This window comes from Nitrosospira sp. Nsp18, assembly GCF_900103145.1.
Taxonomy (GTDB): Bacteria; Pseudomonadota; Gammaproteobacteria; order Burkholderiales; family Nitrosomonadaceae; genus Nitrosospira.
Genome location: NZ_FMWY01000008.1, coordinates 90,591 through 110,339, shown reverse-complemented (window position 1 = coordinate 110,339; position 19,749 = coordinate 90,591). Strand labels below are relative to the sequence as shown.

The 19,749-nt window shown below is 52.0% G+C and carries 16 protein-coding genes; 1 reads left to right on the top strand and 15 read right to left on the bottom strand.

Features of this window, described 5'->3' with window-relative positions:
* Positions 1-183: 183 nt before the first annotated feature.
* From BLS94_RS05610 to BLS94_RS05540, 15 genes are all read right to left on the bottom strand, one after another.
* On the bottom strand, positions 184-1,146 hold the full coding sequence (locus tag BLS94_RS05610; RefSeq protein WP_090958375.1) for a radical SAM protein: 963 nt from the start codon (positions 1,144-1,146) through the stop codon (positions 184-186).
* Positions 1,147-1,149: 3 nt separating this feature from the next.
* Entirely contained in the window at positions 1,150-2,205 is a 1,056-nt protein-coding gene (locus BLS94_RS05605; protein ID WP_090958373.1) for a methyltransferase domain-containing protein, read from the bottom strand.
* A 22-nt stretch (positions 2,206-2,227) separates the two neighbouring features.
* The gene (locus BLS94_RS05600; RefSeq protein ID WP_090958370.1) at positions 2,228-2,926 is read right to left on the bottom strand and encodes a TIGR04283 family arsenosugar biosynthesis glycosyltransferase; all 699 of its coding nucleotides are present in this window, start codon (positions 2,924-2,926) and stop codon (positions 2,228-2,230) included.
* Positions 2,913-3,614 (bottom strand): TIGR04282 family arsenosugar biosynthesis glycosyltransferase, encoded by a 702-nt coding sequence (locus BLS94_RS05595; protein ID WP_072768080.1) that lies wholly within the window; start codon positions 3,612-3,614, stop codon positions 2,913-2,915. The genes BLS94_RS05600 and BLS94_RS05595 overlap by 14 nt, the downstream gene beginning before the upstream one ends.
* Before the next feature lie 379 nt (positions 3,615-3,993).
* Positions 3,994-5,832: an asparagine synthetase B family protein gene (locus tag BLS94_RS05590; RefSeq protein ID WP_090958367.1), complete on the bottom strand. Its 1,839-nt coding sequence runs from the start codon at positions 5,830-5,832 to the stop codon at positions 3,994-3,996.
* A 131-nt stretch (positions 5,833-5,963) separates the two neighbouring features.
* Positions 5,964-7,199 (bottom strand): pyridoxal-dependent decarboxylase, exosortase A system-associated, encoded by a 1,236-nt coding sequence (locus tag BLS94_RS05585; RefSeq protein WP_218124747.1) that lies wholly within the window; start codon positions 7,197-7,199, stop codon positions 5,964-5,966.
* A complete protein-coding gene (locus tag BLS94_RS05580) occupies positions 7,196-8,782 on the bottom strand; it encodes an acyl-CoA ligase (AMP-forming), exosortase A system-associated (protein ID WP_090958365.1) in 1,587 nt (528 codons plus the stop codon). Before BLS94_RS05580 ends, BLS94_RS05585 begins: the two co-directional genes overlap by 4 nt.
* 52 nt (positions 8,783-8,834) lie before the next feature.
* Positions 8,835-10,187: a PEP-CTERM-box response regulator transcription factor gene (gene prsR / locus BLS94_RS05575; RefSeq protein ID WP_090958413.1), complete on the bottom strand. Its 1,353-nt coding sequence runs from the start codon at positions 10,185-10,187 to the stop codon at positions 8,835-8,837.
* A 220-nt stretch (positions 10,188-10,407) separates the two neighbouring features.
* Entirely contained in the window at positions 10,408-12,489 is a 2,082-nt protein-coding gene (gene prsK / locus BLS94_RS05570) for an XrtA/PEP-CTERM system histidine kinase PrsK (protein ID WP_090958363.1), read from the bottom strand.
* Positions 12,490-12,516: 27 nt separating this feature from the next.
* Complete coding sequence (locus BLS94_RS05565) at positions 12,517-12,927, bottom strand: hypothetical protein (protein WP_090958361.1); 411 nt, start codon at positions 12,925-12,927, stop codon at positions 12,517-12,519.
* A gap of 1 nt (position 12,928) precedes the next feature.
* On the bottom strand, positions 12,929-14,329 hold the full coding sequence (locus BLS94_RS05560) for a TIGR03013 family XrtA/PEP-CTERM system glycosyltransferase (RefSeq protein ID WP_072768087.1): 1,401 nt from the start codon (positions 14,327-14,329) through the stop codon (positions 12,929-12,931).
* Positions 14,330-15,133: 804 nt separating this feature from the next.
* Positions 15,134-15,799, bottom strand: coding sequence for a response regulator transcription factor (locus tag BLS94_RS05555; protein ID WP_090958358.1), 666 nt, complete (start codon positions 15,797-15,799; stop codon positions 15,134-15,136).
* Positions 15,800-15,823: 24 nt separating this feature from the next.
* Positions 15,824-16,303 carry a response regulator gene (locus BLS94_RS05550; protein ID WP_090958356.1) on the bottom strand — a complete coding sequence of 160 codons (480 nt, stop codon included), beginning with the start codon at positions 16,301-16,303 and terminating at the stop codon, positions 15,824-15,826.
* Between the two features lie 247 nt (positions 16,304-16,550).
* Positions 16,551-17,300, bottom strand: a complete 750-nt coding sequence (locus BLS94_RS05545; protein ID WP_072768164.1) for a S1 family peptidase — start codon at positions 17,298-17,300, stop codon at positions 16,551-16,553.
* Between the two features lie 90 nt (positions 17,301-17,390).
* A complete protein-coding gene (locus tag BLS94_RS05540) occupies positions 17,391-17,648 on the bottom strand; it encodes a DUF2024 family protein (protein ID WP_072768090.1) in 258 nt (85 codons plus the stop codon).
* A gap of 343 nt (positions 17,649-17,991) precedes the next feature.
* On the opposite strand from BLS94_RS05540, the gene BLS94_RS05535 reads away from it, so the two are divergent.
* Entirely contained in the window at positions 17,992-19,692 is a 1,701-nt protein-coding gene (locus BLS94_RS05535) for an OprO/OprP family phosphate-selective porin (protein ID WP_090958354.1), read from the top strand.
* Positions 19,693-19,749 lie beyond the last annotated feature (57 nt).

The following is a 19,749-nucleotide window of genomic DNA, read 5'->3' as shown; positions in this document are numbered from 1 at the left end:
TTTCTCGCCTCTTCATTCGCTTCCTGAATCGCGAAGATTATTCCTGAAAATGATTATCCTAAATCCGGTAGTTGACCGCTCATTTAATAGGTCAGTGTTATGATTAATAACAATATCTCATATTTATTTGCCGCTCACCTTGTGGGTGAGGCCGCTACGTCCAACTACCGGTTTTAGGATTATTCAAATACCTCGTTTCATTTCGCTGCATGAAGTACCATGCCTGAAGCAACTGTAACAGCGGTGATGCTTCATGCTCACGGCCATTTGCATGGCTTTCGTCAGTGTTTCCCCCAGGATATAGTCCGGATCGTCATCCACGAGAGTGCAGGCATAAACTCGTAACCCCCCATCGCTTTTCGCAATCATCTTGCTGAACGCACACATGAATGAGCGGCAAGCCTCTTCGGTATGAAAGTCTGTCATGCAGCGTTCCGTAATATGCGGCGATTTCACCTGTGCACCCGGCGAGTGAAATTCGGGAAATTCGATACGCAGCAGATCCTCAGGTAAGCCCGCGGTGCGAAAAACTTCTCTGAAGCGTGCCGACACAGTTTCCGGGGTAAGGTCAGGCAAAAGCTGATTCGCCACCGAAATATTGAATCCCAGTTCATGGAGCGCTCGCAATCCTTCCAGTGCACGGGCGAACATGCCTTCACCACGCCCGGCATCATGCCGGACGGCGTCGGGATAATCCAGGCTTACGCGAAAACTGAGCGAGGACGGCCGGTCGCGCAGCGGTTCGAGTTGCTTCAGGCGCTTGATCAACGGTTCGGTTGCGTTGGTCAGCACCAGGCACGGTTTGTACTGCAACGCGTAATCGAGAATACGAAAGATATCCTTATTGATTAATGGTTCGCCCCCGGTGAAGGAAAACTGTTTGACGCCGAGATCGAGCGCCTCATCCACAAACGGAACAACTTCTTCAAAGCGCAACAGCTGTAAGCGGTCGTCTCCCGGTTTCGAGCCCTCGAGGCAAAAGGGACAGGCAAGGTTACACGCAGTGCCGGTATGGAACCACAATTCATCCAGCGCATGCGGCCGAATAAAGCCGCGTGGCTGATCGTCAGGCGTGCGCCGCCAGTTTTCGGAACGGCTGGATCCCTCGCTACTGATGGGGATGATCTCCTCGTACCCGATGCCCATGGACTAGCAACATCCGCCCGATTGATTGCCTGCGGCGTCGCGAATTGTATCGTCGAAAGGTAGTCCTGTGCCGCAACCGGGGAAAATACCGTAGTGCCGATCAAAGTTACCGTAGAAGTCAAAATGCGTGGCCAACCGGGTATCATGCAGCATGCGCCAGGAGTTGCCGCAGATAAGGAAGAACTTGCCGGTCTCGATGCGGTGGTGCTTGTCGAGCTCAAACACATGAGGATGATGCGGTATCGTGCCGCGATAAACCACGGCCTGACCATAGTCCTCGCAGGCGGATTCCAGGTTGTCCAACTTGAATAATCGATAAGTAGCAGAGTAAAAGCGGATGTTTCCGGTTCGCGCAGCCAGCTCCGCGTTTCCAATAGTAATTCCGTGATCGTCAACCAACCGCGGATCGGTAAAGCCATGTGCGCGGGCCAGGCCGAGAAAATCGTTCCAGTACAGCGCTCCGCTCAGGCATTCACCATATAACACCGGGTCGGCGGTAAGTTCCGGGGGCACTCTCCGATCAGCATACACATCTGAAAAATATAGCTCCCCTCCGGGCTTGAGTACCCGCAACGCTTCGCTCAATACCGCCGCCTTGTCGGGGGCAAGATTGAGCACGCAGTTGGATACGATGACATCCACGCTGGCATCTGCCAGTTGGAGTTCGGATAAGCGCTCGATATAGCCATGCAGAAAACGCACGTTGCTCTCTGCATGCCCAAATGCCTTACGGTGATATTCCTCATGCCTGGACGCAACCGCAAGTTGCTCTTCCGTCATATCCACCCCAATTACCCGGCCATACTCTCCCACGAGCTTCGATAGTACGTAAACGTCGCGTCCGGCGCCGCAACCAAGATCGAGTACGGTCAAGCCATCGAGCGATTCTGGCAGCACCAGGCCACAGCCGTAGTAGCGAGCCAGCACCTCATCATGTACCTGCGCCAATATGGGCTTCACATATTCGGGCAAGCCTGCATCCGTCCGGCACGCGTTGGTCTGAAGATCGAGCGAAGAGCTCAGAATTTCTCCATAGTATTGCTGAATAGTGTCATGCATGGCATTCACCTCATGATCGGAATTAAACCGTTTTGGAACGATAGCGCGCCGCCAGCCTTTCGGGCGCGACGCCACGCGCGAAAGCGAACGCCAGATTGCGATTTGCCCAGGTACGCCGCCACCACCCGTCGCGATGCCAGCGGCGCGGATCGATAAAAACCGATTCGCGTAAAGGTAGAAATCGTCCTATCCGGCGTAACCCTCGAACCAGAGATACTTCCTCGAACAGGGGCCAAGGGGAGTGGCCGCCCACCTCCGCATAGGCCTGCCGGGTCATGAAAAGACCCTGGTCACCATATGGAATGCCGAAACGGCAACGAAAGGCGATAGCCGGCTCCAGCAGTAGTGCTGGCCAGGCACGCGGCTCATCGAAACGAAAGCGAAAATAGCCTCCTACCGCACCTTGCGCTAATGCGCGGCCCATCGCCTTCAACGGATCGTGCGGCAAACGGATGTCGGCATGCAGAAACCATAAGGTGTCACCTTGCGCCAGCGCAGCACCCGACAGTAATTGCCCTCCCCTGCAGGGTTCGCCGGCTATCCAGCGCGCGTCGTATTGATGGCAGATGTTGCGGCATGACGGGCTGTCGGCCCCATCTACCACGATGACCTCCAGCGCCCCTTGAAATGAGTTATCCGGCAAATTTCGCAACTGGCGGAGCAGATCGACCAGCTTGCTCTCGTCATGATAGCAGGGAATAATCGCACTAAAACTGGACATGACTCCGCTCCCTCCAGTGGGCCAGATCGCAAGCCAGCCCATGCAGCGCTCGCCGTGCCGGCCGCTGATCCGTATTCAACGCTTCGATCAGACGAATGACATCGTCTTCTTCATCCACATCGAAACTTTGTGCCAAGTTAACGACCGATTGTCTCGCAGATCGGCAACAATTGGCCAGCGCAGCACCAAGGCGCGCTGTGCTCCACGGCAAGCTGCTCAACGCCGGCCATCGCTTCCGGCTCGCCATCAGTACCACACCGCCATCCGCTGCCGGCTTCAACACGGTATCATGACTCATCAAAGCCTCGTAAACCGCCGCATAATCGGGCGGCGCAAGCAGGGGCGCATCACTGCCGATATACACCAACTGTTCCAGCCCATAGCCGCGCAGCTTATGATCCAGTGCATTAAGCCTTTGTCCGAGATTGCCCTTTTTTTGCGGCTCTATACGTGTTTTTAGTCGTACCCGCGCCTGCGGCAATAGTGCGGATGCCCAAGCATGATCCACCGGATCCGCAGGAGCGATTACCACCGGACCGGGCCAAGCACGCGCGTCTTCCAGCGCGCAGGCGAGCAACGCCTCGGCGATGCGATTTGCCGCCTCTCCACCTACGCTTGCAGCCAACCGTTGCTTGCCGACTCCCGATGCCGGGCGCTTGCACACCAGCACCAGCGCGGCTTCTGTCATGGTCGGCGGCTTGCCGGGGAAACTAATACAAATTGCATGATCGATATCAGCATGAGTTGCTCGCAAGCTTCTTTTATCGACACCTCGATGATGCAGCGGGCTCTATGCACAGCCTCACTCATGTGCGGCTAACTGATCTATCTGCTTGAAGGCCGGGTTTGTTACATCATAGCCAGCATTCAACGATGAAGCATGAAATTTTTATAAAATCGTGCGACTTTGATTTTATGATGTCAATATGTTTCGCTGAAATATGTCTACGTTGAGTTGTCCGCCGATACAAAGGCGTCAGCTCCGTTGGCTTCCCGTAATCGAGCGGCACGTTCAACAAGAAACCCGCTTTACCTGCGGTATATGCTAAAGATATTGCGTCTGCACCTTACCGCTGCCTGTACCATTGCTCGAGCATCATCAGTACCCAAACCATGGTGCCATGATATCCCGCATGCTCATTCAGATGCTGCCCCAGCAGCTTATCGATAAAATCGGGGCGAACGATGCGCCGGGACTTGAGATCGCTCAGACTGTCCGAAGCCAGAGCCTGCAGTGGCTTGTGCTGCTGGAGCCACACACCGAAAGGTAAACCGAACCCGTGTTTTTGCTTGGTGATGATATCGTCAGGCAAGAAACCGCGTAGTGCTTCCTTGAAGAAATATCGTAATTTTGTACCCTTGAGCTTCAGATGGGGCTCGAGTTGCAAGGAGAAAGCCACAATTTCATCGCTGATCAGGGGAAACGCAACTTCCATTCCGGCTAATTCGCAAGCCATGGCGACTTTGGGCAGGTCGTTATCGGCAAGCGTGAACTTTCGATCGAAAGCCAGCATACGATTTATCAGACTCGCGGCGTTGTTCTCATGATAGATTTCATCGAGAAGGTTAGCTGGGTTACCAGGATTAACCGTGCTTAGAAATTCCGCCGTAAAAACTTCCCTGGAGCCGTAGCGTTCCAGCAGGTTGTAAGTCTCTGTGCGGGCGGGCATCGGAATCGAGGCCTGTTCGATATAGCTTCGCGCCTTCTTTATCAGCGGCAACGCCGCTCCGCCGGGAATGCCAAAAACCAGCGGCTCGATAATTCCTTTGCGCACCACGGAGGGCGTTTGCCCATAGAGGGAAAAGAGATGTTGCTTGGCATAGCGAACGTTGCCGCCGAAGAGTTCGTCCCCTCCGTCTCCTCCCAATATCCTGCTGAGGCCGTCAGCTTTCGCCATGCGCGCGCAATAGTAGGCAGGGATGGCAGACGCGTTGCCAAAAGGCTGATCGAAAATCGCCGCGACCTGGGGAATGGCGCTTACTATGTCATCCGGAGTGACATAGTACTCATGATGCTGCGTGGAAAAATGTTTCGCGGCGATGCGCGCATATTCCATTTCATCATATCCGGAGGCATCGAAGCCAATGGAATAGGTGTGTGCCGGTTGGCCCGAAACCTCACCTAATAATCCCGCGATGGTCGAACTGTCGGTTCCTCCGCTCAGGAACGCGCCGACCTGCTGATCCCCGACCGCTTCGCGAACGCTTGATCGCAGTACGTGCATAAAATCCTGCTTGAGCTCCTGGAACGGGCGTTTCTCGTTCTCCTGAAATCGCATTTCCCAATACTTGCGTGTCTCAACTTTTCCCTTTCGATAAATCAGGTATTCGCCGGGCAGAAGACGTTTCTGCCCCTGATAAATCGTATCCGGGCCGGGTACCATATGGAAATAGAGATAGTTATACAGGCCTTGTGGAGCGATCTCCGGTTTAGCCGCTGAGTGCAGGTTTACGGCGTCTGCCGATGAACCAAAAACCAGCCGTCTTCCATCGTTGCGGTAGACGAGCGGACATATGCCCATACGATCGATTGCCAAAATCGCGTCGTTGGTATTTTCATCCAGGATGCAAAGAGAAAATGCGCCCGTCAAATTTTTGAGTGCCTTTTCTCCTCTTTCCCGCCAATCCTCCGCCAGCGTTTTTGCCACGCCTTCGGTTCGCGCAAGCTGGATTAGGCGCGGTTCAAGAAAATTGGCCCGCCCCCATAATGCCAGGAAAAGCCCATTCTTTTGGTAAATGTGCTTGTTATCACCGCTTGCAGCAATGGCAAGACCGCTGCTTCGTCCAGCAACTGCCTCGACAACACTGCCATCGAAACGGGCAAGGGGTCCAGCCATTCGCCTGGCAAGCTGGAGATTCTCGGTAACGGATCCGTCCTGGCCTGTCCAGCCGCACAACCCGCTCATGATAGATCTCCGGTTTTCTTGTACATCATCTTTCCATCGTTTCGTTAATTTTCGTTAATGATTGCTTGCTGGCGAATTTGCGGACGATCAAGCGACTCATCTCAAATAAAACATCGATGCTACGTTGGTTTTTAAACCAGCACTTCGGCGGGTGGCGGATGGCCGAGAAATGCCGTCGGGCTTGCGGTCAAGCCGTAAGCACCCGATTGCAAAATGACAATTAAATCCCCGGCTTCCGCTTTGCTCATTTCCATGCGATCCGCGAGCAGATCCAGTGGCGTACAGAGCGGTCCCACCACCGAGACAATTTCCCTTTCGGCACTATTTACCTTGTTGCCGACGATTACGGGATAATTCTTGCGGATGACTTGGCCAAAATTTCCGGAAGCTGCGAGATGGTGGTGCAATCCACCATCGGTTACCAGGAATATTTGCCCTCTTGATTCTTTTCGCTCCAGTACACGGCATACATAAATGCCTGCCTCCGCTATCAGATAACGCCCAAGTTCGATCACCACTTGCGCATCGGGAAGTTGCCGTCTCGCCTCAGGCATCAGGTGTCGTAAATTTTCACCGACCTCTGCTACATTCAATGGCTCGTCTCCAGGAAAATAAGGCACCCCGAAGCCGCCGCCTATATTCAGCAAACGAACCGGACCGGGTGCGTGCCTGGCAAGGGCGATTCCCAGTTGCAAGGTCTTTTCGTGGGATTCCTGGATAGCCGCCACTTTAAGATTTTGCGAGCCGCTAAAAATATGGAATCCTTCGAAATCGAGTTCAAGCTTAGCCATTCGGGCCAGCATTGCTGGAACTCGTTCTGCATCGACGCCAAACGGCTTCGCTCCTCCGCCCATTTTCATGCTGGAGGATTTGAGTTCAAAATCCGGGTTGACACGGACCGCTACTTTCGGACGAATACCAAGGTGATTGCCCAGATTGGCGATACGCTCCATTTCCTGCTCGGATTCCATATTAACGATAATGCCTGCAGCGATCGCGCAGGAAAGTTCCTGGTCGGCCTTCCCTGGCCCGGCAAAACTGACCTGACATGAAGGCATGGGTGTATCCAGAGCGATTTTCATTTCGCCGGCAGATGCCACGTCCAACCCATCCACCAGACCAGCCATATGCTGCACAACCGCAGGCATGGGGTTAGCCTTCATTGCGTAGTGGAGGTGAACCTCGGCAGGAAGATGTTGACGCAGAAGGGCAATCCTATCCGTAATGCGCTGCCGGTCATAAGCATAGAATGGGGTTCTGCCTACCCGCTGCACCAACCGCTTGAGGGACATGCCTCCAATCTGAAGGCAGTCGTCGCGGCTCGAGAATTGAACCATTGAGGCATGTTTTGGCCGGACATTATTCACGCGCCGGTCTCCATGAAAGTATTCTGCAATTCCTGGGCAAGGAATTTCCGGTCAATTTTCCCGTTGGGGTTCCGCGGTAAATTGCCTTCCTTGCACTCGATCGAGCTCGGCAGCATGAAAGCGGGAAGATGAAGCTTACACGCCGCAAGCAACGCGTCCTGGTCAATTCTCGAGCCTGCTCGCGGCGTAACGATCAGAATAATGGCCTGCCCCAATACGGGGTGAGGAGCGCCAACGGCAGCGGCCTCTCCCACAAGCTCCGTCCCATAGATCACCTCTTCGATCTCGGTGGGGCTGACGCGATAGCCGGACGTCTTGATCATTTCATCGCGGCGGCCAATGAAATACAGAAAACCTTCCTCATCCATGCGCACGGTATCACCCGACCACACCGCCAATTCCGGAATAGTCAACCCCGACTGGCGAGACGGAACGGGTTTGAACCGCTCGGCGGTTTTTTCCTGGTCGTTCCAGTATCCCATGGAAACAAGCGCGCCACGATGCACCAACTCTCCCGGCTCCCCGGCCGCACAGAGTGATCCATCCTCCCGTACCACCAGCACTTCCGCATTCGGGATGGCTTTACCTATGGAGTCGGGGCGTGCGACCACTTCCTCGGGTGGAAGAAAGGTCGAACGGAACGCCTCGGTGAGGCCATACATGAGAAATACTTCTGTATGAGGGAGAATGTTGCGCAGCAAATCGAGCGTCGCTCGCGGCATTGCCCCCCCGGAATTGGTGATGTAACGCAATGAATTATCCGCTGGCCAGTTCAATTGGGCCAGTTGAATCCACAACGGAGGCACTGCGGCAAGACCTGTGATTTTTTCGTCCTCAACCGTGTGAATGATATCCCGCGGCAGCAAATAATTCATCAGGACAGCGGTAGCTCCGACCTGAAATGCCGTGGTAAGCTGGTTGAGCCCATAATCGAAACTCAACGGCAGCACCGACAGAATTCGATCATCCGGCGTATTCTTGAGGTACTGAACTACGCTCGTTGCTCCCGCCACCAGGTTTCGGTGGGAAAGGACTACGCCTTTTGGCTTGCCGGTGCTTCCGGAAGTGTAGAGAATCGCAGCCATATCGCCATCAATACTATGATGCGCTTTAGCATGGCCCCGTGCCGTCAACGCGTCGTTCCATGAGATGACACTAATGCCGGAAACGACGGGCGCAGGCTCGGCCGAACCCACTAGCATGATGGCATGCAGATCATGGCATTGCGGCAAAACGGTGGCAAGCAGCTTCAACCGGTCGGCTGAGGTGACGAGGACCCTGACATTGCAGTCGCGAAGAATGTAAGCCACCTGCTCCGGCTTCAGGAGCGGATTGACGGGTACGAATACGCCGCCCGCGGCTGCGGCACCATACAATGCGATAACAGTTTCCAGGCGTTTTTCGAGATAAATAGCGACGCGTTCGCCTCGCCCAAGCCCTAAAGCGAGCATGGCTGCCCGAGCTGAGCCAATATCCTCGGCCAATGCGCCATAGCTTGTTCGATTTCTCTGATGCACGAGCGCTTCTTTATCGGAAGCATGATCAGCAGACTTGAAGATGAGTTCGTGGAGGAGATCTGCCATCGAAAATACCTGTACGTAAAAAGGAAGGGGCGACGAATGTTATAAGGTGTGGCTATTTTAGCCGGTGGCGGTTCATTAAATCATAAATGGTGGGACGGCTGACGCCCAGTAGTTCCGCCGCCTTGACAACGTTCCCATCCACTCTTGCCAGTGCTTTCATCAAGGCATCGCGCTCCGCCCTGTCACGCACGTGGCGAAGGTTGATCGGTTCCGCCAAGCTGGTTGAAACCTGCAGCCCGAGATCGTCAACGCTGATTATGGGGCCGTCGGCCATGATGACAACGCGTTTAATACAGTTCTCCATTTCTCGTACGTTGCCAGGCCAAGGGTAGTTTTCGATCGCAGCGAGCGCCTCCTGGCTGAAATTCAGCGAAAGTCGCTTCTCCTGTGCACAGAACTTATTCTTGAAGTGATGCGCAAGCAATGCCGGATCCCCCATCCGATCTCGCAGCGGAGGAATTGTGATAACAATCTCGCTCAAGCGATAATATAAGTCTTCCCGGAAACGGCCTTCCTCGATCAGCTTCTTTAAATTCTGATGCGTCGCGCATACAACACGAACGTCGACCGGGATCTCTTTACGTCCTCCAACTCTTTCGATCACTCTTTCCTGCAAGAAACGGAGAAGTTTTGCCTGTAACGGCATGGGCAAATCACCGACCTCATCAAGAAAAAAAGTACCTTCATTAGCCAGCTCGATTTTTCCGGGCGTCTGCTTGACCGCTCCAGTATATGCGCCTTTTTCGTAGCCAAATAATTCGCTTTCCAGAAGCGTTTCCGGAATCGCGGCGCAATTGATTGCCATGAACCGTTTTTCTCTTCTGGCGCTTGCCTGATGCAGCGCTCTTGCCAGAATTTCCTTACCTGTACCGCTATCACCCAGCAGTATAACCGTGGCATCGGACGGGGCCACTTTCTCCACATTACGGCATACCTTGATCAGCGCGGGATCGCGGGTAATAATTCCCGCTATGATGGGAGACGCCTGAGATTGCGATAACCTGCGGTTCTCCTGCTGCAACGCATGCAGGTAGTATGCTCTTTCTACCACCAACCCCAGCATCTCGGGATCAAAAGGCTTTTGATGAAAATCGTAAGCCCCAGCCGCGATAGCCTTTAGTGCATTCCCATGATCCTGGTTACCGGTCAGAACGATCACCTTGATGTCCGGCGCAAGTTCAAGTATCTGTGCTAGCGTGGCGAGCCCTTCCGAGGCGCCATCCGGATCGGGCGGAAGTCCCAGATCCATAGTAACGACAGCAGGCTCATGCCGTCGGACCAAGGCAAGCGCGCTTTCGCGATCACCCGCCACGAATACTTCATAAGCGTCGAAACTCCAGCGCAATTGCTTCTGCAGGCCTGGATCATCCTCGATTACCAATAAACTCTTTTTATCCTGACTCACCTGATGCCCTCTTACCTTAGCTTGAATTGAATCAACCTGACTTTGTACCGCTACTTCTAGTGGAACGTTTACGAAACATTTTTCATTTATGCGATGTATCGGTCTTTCTAACCTGGCGAGCGTATATCCATTGAAGCTTTCGACCGTTTGCTTGTCTTGGTACTGCAAGGGAAAGCTGCATTTTCGATCGCCTACTGCATCTCCAAAAACGAATCCCACACTATCCAGCCACTACTTTAACGATGGAAGCACTTTGATGAAGAGGCAGGATGATGCGGAAAACCGTGCCATTCGATTCACTGCTGGTAACCTCCAATTCCCCACCTAGTTCAGACACGTATTCCTTGCTTTCAAACACGCCGATGCCCATACCCGCGGATTTGGTGGATTCGAAAGGTTTAAAAAGTTTTTCGCGAATGAATTCTTCGCTCATACCATGGCCGGTATCCTTTATTTCAACTATCGCGCAATTCTGCTCTCTTCTCAGCCGAACCCGAACCTGCCCGTTCTTTGAGGTCGCCTCGATTGCGTTCTGGATGAGATGTCCCATGACTCTCTCAAGACGGGACGAGTTTGCGCACACTGCAAGGCTCGTATCCTGTATTTCAAGAATCGGCGCAGGTTCGGCAACGGATTTACTTTTTACCGCTTCTTGTAACAACGGCGCGATAAAAAGAGGAACCGAATTCTCGGGCGAATCGACACTGCTTAGTTTTTCCAGTAGCCGCTTCATTTTTTGAACGGAGAGATATACCGTTTCGATCATGTCTACTTGGAATTGCGGGTTATTTTTATGCTTCTCAGCATTGGAAAGCAAAAGCGATAACTGTGAAACGAGATTTTTCAAGTCGTGCACTACGAACGTCGACATACGATTAAAGGATTCAAACTGACGCGCCACCATAAGCGCATTGGCCGCCTCTTGCTGCGCCAGGTAACTTGCAGCTTGATTGCCCGCAACCTTGAGCAGATCACTCACCTCCCAGTTCAGATTGACCCTACTTCTTGGCTGCGCCAGCACTACAAAACCAAATAGTTTCCGATGTTGAATCAGCGGCACCACGAGCCATGCCCTGCCTATGGTTTGCAACCATTGAGGCAGAGCGACTGCTGAATATTTTTCAGGATTTATGGCGTATTCCTGTAAATCGACCACCCACTCTTTGTTTCCCAGAAATTGACAGAAAGGGCTGGTCAGAGGCTCAAGCCCGCCAGTCGCCGGCATATTCCAATGCGTTACAGGCTCGCAATTACCGGATTCCCTGCAGATCCACAGGCTCCCGGCAGGGCTTTCAACCAATTGCGCCAATGCCTGGATCACGCGCTCACCCAGTACGTGCCCACCGTCCGAGAGCGTGCGCGTAAAACGCAGCCATTCTTCCCGGTAGTCGTAGTTGTAGCTGAAAAAGTGCTTGCTGATGAAGACCCTGAGCCAGGAACGCAAAGTACCCGAAAACAATACGGCCAATAGCAGAACCACAGCGCCAAATAAAAAACTCACCTGCATGACGATGCCCCAGCTTCCCCCAAAAAAACGGAGGTAGTAGCCGGCGGCAGCCATTGCCAGTAGATAGGCTGCGGTGCCGAACAATGCTGCTGAATAAAAAAGAATATGACGAGATACCGCGATGCCGACTGACCATTGGGGATTTCGCGCAGCCGAAACGGCGACGAGCGGAACAACCAGCGCATTAACTATCCCGCGTGCCGCCCATATTTCAGGATTCACGTGCCTAAGCAGCAGCGCATCGCTGTATAAGTAAAAATCATAGGCAAAGATGCCCCCGATGCCGAGGCATGCGAATTTTATTCCCCAACGCTGCTTGACCGGCGTATTTCTGTAAAGCTGCTCTACCAGAATCATGCCGAGTATTGCCATTGCCAGGCTTCCAGCGATATTATCGATGAAGTCAATCGTTTTATGCGATGAAAAGTCAAAGTCAGCCTGAGAGTAGAGCGCAACGATGAAGCACCCGATATACATCATCATTATTGCAACCAGGGCCGGACTGATCTTCACGATGGATGAGTCATCTTTCCGATACAGCCCCAGCGACATAATGAGAAAGGCAGTCCAGCCCCCATTTCTGGCAATTTCGAGTGTATCTGTCAGGAGCGAGAGGGGGAGATTCTGGTTAGCTTGATAAGCGAGCAATGACGCCCAGAATGCAGAAAGGAGGCAGGCTATCGGTAACACGATCCCGTGCAGACGACCTCGCCAGCTTGTTACCAAAAGTAAAGCCAGGAAAAAATGCGCGACTGCCGCTAGCGTGTAGCTGGCCGTCGCTATATTCATCAACATGTTATATCGCTGCGCTTAAGGGAGCCTTCAAGCAGTTCGCCCGTGGAGCGTGTTGCAAAAATCGGGGTGATCACAAGACGGGCGGAGAAGGTCTTGGTTTGCCCCACATGCCAAGACGGGCAACGACATGAATGCCCGATTTTGCCGCTCATGTGCCAGTGGAGCGAAGGGATGGCGGCTTTGCGAGCCACCCGCTTTGTCGATCTCGCGGCGAAAGGGAGGCGCCCTAAAGTGTTGTGCGAGGGATAGCGCGGAGCGGCGATCCGGCAGTGCCGGGAATATCGCGGTCGCGCTTCTGGCGCCAATATCCCGCTCTGGCGTCGCACCTTCCTCGGGAAGGTGCCGTCCCCTGAGCGGTCGCACCATTCGCGTCGCCGCCTTTCGCGCATTCCATTCCGCAATGCCGCCACGCCCGCGCAGGACTTGAAGGCGTCCCACATCATCTTCCACCCTTCCCCAGCACGACAACTTCAACGGTATCTATCAGGATAATTACATCAAGAAACAGGCTGTGGTTCTTCACATAATAAAGATCGTACTGAAGCTTTTCGATGGCGTCCTCTACCGACGCGCCATACCGGTAGCGCACTTGGGCCCATCCGGTTATGCCCGGCTTGATGCTGTGCCTAACATTGTAATAGGGAACTTTCATGCAAAGCTGGTCTACAAAATAAGGCCTTTCCGGACGGGGACCGACAAAACTCATGTCACCATTCAAGACATTCAATATCTGGGGAAGCTCATCGATTCTCAGTTTACGAATAATTCTACCCACTCGTGTTATCCGGGGATCATCCGTTGTCGCCCATTGCGGCGTTCCTCCTTTCTCCGCATCAGCCCGCATGCTGCGGAATTTCAGAACCATAAATATTTTCCCGCCCTTTCCAACCCTTTCCTGCCGGTAAAAAATGGGGGTACCGTCCTCTAACAGAATACAAAGAGCGGCAATCAACATTACAGGTAGCGTAACAGCCAGAAGGACGCCGCTCGCGGCCAAGTCGAAAACGCGTTTAATACCGGATCTAAGCAGGCTTTGGTCGAACCCGCCGCCAAAAACCAGCCAGCTCGGGTAGAGGGTATTTACTCGAATTTGCCCCCGTTCACGCTCAAAAAAAGCGGCTGAGTCAGTCACCTTTATCCCGTTCAGCTTGCATTCCAGCAGGTCCTGAATAGGAAAACATCCGCCGCGACGTTCCTGAATTGCGATAATGATCTCCCCTGCCCCATGGCGATTAGCGAGAGATATCAAGGAATCCACATTCGGCAGAACGGCAGAGGCTGGCACATGAAGTTCTTCATCCGGCAACGGGACAAAACCAATGATCTTGAATCCCCTGTGTCCTGACTCGCTTTTTTTAGTCTGTTCGACGAACTCCTTAGCTTTGCCACCTATGCCCAACACGATGGCCCGTGACTCCAGGATGCCCAGGCTGGACCATTTAAGAAAAGCCGCTCGTGTCAGGAGAATCCCGGACAGAGCAAAAAGCATTACCAGCCCCAATATGCCACGGCCAAGATAGAGGTCAGGCAGCAAATAAAAAACCAGCGTCGTTATTCCGAATCCAAGCATCATGGAAGGCATGAGGCGGAATAAAGTGTCCTTGATATCCAGGCGGGAATCCAATTGATATAACCCCATGGCGGACATGCAGAGGATCATGACAAAGGTGAAAGTCCCCGCCTCGGGAAGCAAGGACGAGAAAGAGAAGGGAAAGGGGTCAGCTTGATCAAAAAAACGAATAGTTACCCCGAGATATACCATGAACATCAGCACGAGAATTTCAGCACTGATAAGCAGGATCACGGTTCTGGAAATGAAGTGATTATAAATCCGAAACAATTTCGTTCCTCATCAGTATCTTATGAGCTCCCAGGCACTTCTCGCTCAGCCCAAGGTCAGCGCAAACCGCCTCAAGCGACACCGGTTAAAGTTTACTTCTAGTTAATGTTTGCACGCCTCCGATCGAAACGTCCGCGCCGTTGCCCTTGATATTATTGAGCGTGCATCGTAAATGTTGAAAAGATTATTAATGGACGTCTGGTTCACCAATCACCTGAGCAGTTTCTTGTCTCCGCGGGATAAGCCTTTAATTTACGAAAGTATTATATAGTCAGCTAACGTCAAGTCCTATATGCATCATATCAACTTCACCGGCAAGAACAATTGGACTTTGGTACGCTAACGAGCAAATTGGAGTTCTTTGCGGTTTTAAAACAGATTAATGCTCCTCCACAACTGGAGAGGCTTGGGCACGATATGGATGTGTGCGAGCTAGACGCAATTCACCTCGTCAATTACGCATTTGCGTAAGCGAAAAGTGAATCGGGAAGTATAAAAAGGAACAGTGCTTTGAACCAAGGCTCGGCGGTGCAAGTACAAGCGTAAAACGCTTATTATTTATGGAATGCCCGGTGAATTTGCTGCACTGGCGCAGCGAGCCTGATCAGGATGAAATAAGCAAATGCGAGAGCGTAAATATCTAGCAACCTGTCGGACTTAAAGGAAATCGATTGCAAGAATGTCTGGTCAGCTCATATTTCCGCGCTTTTTCGGTCAATAGAATAACTATTGACCTTCAAAATCCTCAAAATTTTTTCTCACCCAGTCACTTTTTCGCTGCGACTCTTCAAGTCCGACAGAATGCTAGTGGTCGATTCGTGTCGAGTCATGTGACGACATGGAGCCCTTCACAATCAGCGCCAGCTTGAGTCGATCGGCAATGTCCAGCTTGCGAAAGACCTCGGTCAAATGAGCCTTCACTGTACGCTCCGTGATAGCCAGCCGCCGCGCGATTTGTTTATTGGTTTCACCATTTCCGACAAGCGTAGCAATTTCATATTCGCGCCGCGTTAAATTCGCGAGTAATTCCCCAACGGCCTCTTTAATTTTATTCTTTTCCCGCGTGATCGTGACAAGTTCATTCAGCAGATGCCAGCTATGCGATCTCCGAATCCACAACTCGCCTTGCTGAACAGCCACAACGGCATTTTTAAGCTGCTCAGGTTTTACGTCGCGCTGGCAACATCCCCTTACTCCCGTTCTGAATAATGCCCACTCGATCTCGTCGGCGATCGGATAGCTCAAAATAATGACTTTAGTCTCCGGATTCAATTTCATGAGCGCCGCGATTCCGTTTGGCCCATCCAGTTTTGGCAAATCATGATCGAGCAGGAGGATCTGTGGTTTTAGACGTACCAATTCGTCCCTGAGCGAGTCCAAATTAGTTGAACAGAATACGGGGGCAACGCCGCGCACCCCCTGTTCCCATCGATACAGGTCGTCTTGAAACTGACTAGCAAGCAAAATCAAGAATGTCTCCCATCAAAATCCGGATTAGTGCAATACCTTATCCATAATTTTACCGAGCATTTTACGTGTTACCCAGATCTCACCACGGTCAACGACATGCACAGCCTTCAAAAAATAAAGCGGGTCTGCTTCATGGCTCAAACACCCGCGCGCACCGCTCGCCAAGGCTTGTATTATCTGCTCCTCCTGGACCGATTTATCGGTTAACAACAATACGAGCGTCTCGGGGCATTCGCGATGCAAAGCCTCCAGCAAAGCAAAATCTCCACCGATAGACTGATCCAGACTGACAAAAACAATGCGAGGCTTCAGTTGGCCGATCCTGGCAACTACCTCGTCAACAGGTATAACGGCAGTATCGGGCTCGAGCTGATGCTTTATCTCATTTTTAGATGGCATGATGTTTGTAAGCACCTTAATGCCCGGCCCGTCTTGCAAGTACTGTTCTAATTTTATGCGCCGCCCGGGATCCGTATCGGCTATTGCCACAGTGACCATTTGCATCGTTCCTCCTTACAGCTCACTCATCGGGTATTAAAGGTAATGTAGCCCAGCTTCATTTGCGGTTAACTTCCAGCGATATTGCATTTATTGCATTTATTGCATTTATGCTTCGAACTCTAAAGCTTTTCTCAACGTCTCGGAATGATATCCAGCTTATGCTCTGGCTCTTGTGTGTTGGTGACAAGCGAACCGCGCCGTACCAAGGAACAGATCCGAACGTGTTTTAACGGCAACGTACTTATCTTTGTTATTTGCGCTGCAGCAGCAACTCGCGAATATAATTGCCGGGGATCGCATACGTAATGCCGCTCGGATTGCTGAGCGCGGCCTCCTTTTTACCCTTTACAAATACCATATTGATCACGCCATATACCAGTCCGGTTTCGGGATCGTAGAGAGGGCTTCCGCTGCTACCGGGATAGGCGGTGCCGTCAAGCTGAAATACCGCATAGGCAGACTTCTGCAACTGGCCGATCATCTTCGCATTGAGCTGCCTCGAATTGTGAGCGGGCAAAATAATGGGCGTTATTGAAGAAACCATGGCACGATGAGTAACCGGGTAAAATCCCAGGACCATACCGATCGGGAAACCCGTAAAAATCAGATCTTGCCCTTCCCGAACTTTTTCTGCGTCTCCAAGCTTCATTGTGGGTAAAGCGACGCCGCTGATTTTCAGCAGCGCCAGATCATGATCTTTGTCGAGAGCAACGATGGTGGCAACTCTGAGTTCCGGTTGCTTGCCCTTGCCTGTAATCACGACGTAGGACTCCTTGTTCGCAATGTCCAGGACCTCCGGAACAACATGAGCATTGGTAACCACGTGAAGGCCATCGTCCAGCGCAAAGCCGGTCCCCAAAAAATTGACGGGCGGGGACCGGGTTATCTGAACAGTTCCGATTCCAACTATCGAGGGCTTGACCTGTTCGATAGTTTTGGCCAGCTCGCTACCCCAAAGCGGGGAACCAAACATAAGCCCGAAAATGCCCAGGCTCTTCATAGAGCCGGTGATGAAAACCAGCAAAGCGTGCCGCGTATTCATCGTCTTTGAAATGTACCGACAGCTTTCACCGGCATGCTTCCTTAATGCTCATCCGCACCCTTCCATCTTGTAAATGAAATACCCATCCTTGTTGATCGCGTCAGTGACATTAGGCGGAGCACTTTGGCTGTGGCAAAAATTACACTCTTTACTGGTGACTGTCGCGTCGCCTTCACCAATCGAGGTGAGCCACTGTTTCGCATACTCGATCGCTTTCTTGTCGTCTTTTACACCTGTAAATACGTCAAAGTGCATTGTGTGGCCATCTTTCGCCTTGACATAAGTGTCATACACATGAATTTCCATTGATTCCTCTCTAATGTTTAACGGATCTTAAGGGAAGTTTGAGCTTAAAACGGTTTACCTGATAGTTCAAATAACTCAGCACATAGACTATCACGGCAACAAGAAAAGTGGAACGCAGGATGGCCTGTCGGAATAGGGCATTGCGATACTCCATTCGTTTAATAGACAAGCCACGGACTCGCTTGCCTCAAGTTATTCCCCCTTGACTATTTCCCCATCTGGCCGCCTCCCTCGCCAAGCGCATCATTGTCATGAAACTGTTACAAAACTGAAATTAAACGGACATTTCCCTGCAGTATTCTCGCAACCGGCTTAGATAAACAACCGGGAAGAGAAAAACTATATGAAATTATCCAGACTGTCGTTGGCAATCACAGCCATTTTAGGCTCAAGCCTATCAACCGCGGCTCTCGCCATTGACCTTTATGTCGATACCAACACCGAACAGCTTTACGCAAAGCCTGGACCCGGCCGCGTCCATATAGGTTCTTTCGTAAGAGAGGACAAGCCTAAAACAGCAGACAAAACCGCGGATAACACGACCGACAAGACGGAGACAGCAGATAATACCGGCCCCATAGCAGCAGAAAAAAAGGAAACAGCGGATTTATCCGCTGTCCGCAGAGATATAGAATTGAAATCAAAGATGATGGGAGCGCGTCTTGCCAGCGATATCGCGTCGCTCGAAGAGCGGGTCAAGGAAACAGAAAATGTTCACGTTCAATTTACTGATAGTGCGCCGCATTTTGCAAGTAAAGACGGAAATTTTACATTTGCGATCAACGGGCGGATGCAGGTAGCTTCACAGTACAATTTCATCAACGATGTTTTGCCCGCTACCGGCACCAACCTGCCTAATGAATGGAATAGCGGCGCGACGCTTCGCCGTGCCCGCCTTGGTGCTGAAGGTACTTTTTTCAAGATCTGGGATTACAAATTCGAGTACGACTTCAGCCGAGGTAACGGTTCTGTAGCGTCGGGAATTACCGACGCTTACGCACGGCTGAACGTGACCAAGCCTTTTTCAGTCAAGATCGGTTCATTTAAAGAACCGTTCAGTCTGGAAGAAGCAGCCAGTAACCGCTATCTCACATTCATCGAGCGTCACATGTCAGTCAATTCGTTTGTCGACAATCCCAATACCTACAAAACCGGCATTGGGGTCAATTATGCCGTGCCGCGTTTTCAGTTTGGAGTCGCTTTTCAGACTGAACCCATCGGGGCCTGGTCGGCCGCTTCCACCTCGGTTAATACCGCAGGCAACGTTAGCCGCAACAATGGTTCAGGCGATTCCGGCTGGGAAGGCATCGGCCGGATAACGGGCCGGCCCTGGATGGAAGACGAAACCAAATTCTTGCATGTGGGGATTTCGGCGGGGCACACTGCTGTAAACACCCAGTACAACGCCGCCGGTCAAATAGCGACTACGCCATCTGCCCAGGGCGGGGGAGGTGGAGGGATGGCATTCTTTGCCTTTCCGGGAACTAACGTAGATCGCACCAACATGTTGAATACCGGCAACTTGAGCGTAGGAGACAAGGGCGCACCGGGCTCGCGCCGAATAGACAGTTACGACCGATTTGGCGCGGAGGGTTGGCTGGTCCACGGTCCATTCGCGGTTCAAGGGGAATATTTACGAACGAATATAAATGGGCTGGGTTATGACAACGAACATTTCACAGGCTACTATGGCTTTGCCAGTTACTTTTTAACCGGCGAATCCAAAGCCTACCATGTCAAAAATGGTGCAGCGAACCGAATAAAACCCAGGCAGAATTTTCAATGGAACGGTTCAGGCTGGGGAGCTTGGGAAGTGGCCGCCGGTTATGATTATATCAACTTGAACAGCGGAGTAATCAGAGGAGGCCAAGCGGATATGGTCAGGTTTGCGCTGAACTGGTACCCTCACCCCAATATCAAAATACAGAACAACATTGTTCACATTCTAAATGTGAACACGGAAGGATCCACCATTTCTCGCACCGCCGGTTTTAATAAGGCTAACTTGAGTTCTTTCCTGACGCAAGTTCAAGTCGAGTTTTAAAACAGCGGGTATAGGTCGATGGAAACATGGCCGCGAAGATTCCCGCATAATTTTCGG